Consider the following 239-nt stretch of genomic DNA (forward strand, 5'->3'; position numbering starts at 1 on the left):
GGTAAATTGTCTCATGACCGTTAGTTTTAGCCTGTTGGTATAGTTTCTTTGCCAGATCATAACCAGCTTGGTCATTATCATGATGCACTTCCCCAAGCCAATACTTATAGTGTTCTTTTGGATTACCTATTGCGAGCCTTTCAGGACCAGAAATCGTTTCTTCTAAAGTAATATGATTGATCCCATATTTTTCTAAAAGCTTTAGGCTTTCTTCGGCACCACCGGGATAATTAATGAGG

1 pseudogene is annotated in these 239 nt (G+C 38.9%); it reads right to left on the bottom strand.

Annotated features, from left to right (window positions below):
- Positions 1–239 (bottom strand): annotated as a pseudogene (locus tag CWC11_RS22605) (ABC transporter substrate-binding protein); the annotation flags it as partial.

It is taken from the genome of Pseudoalteromonas sp. S3178, assembly GCF_005886985.1.
GTDB classification, from domain to species: domain Bacteria; phylum Pseudomonadota; class Gammaproteobacteria; order Enterobacterales; family Alteromonadaceae; genus Pseudoalteromonas; species Pseudoalteromonas carrageenovora.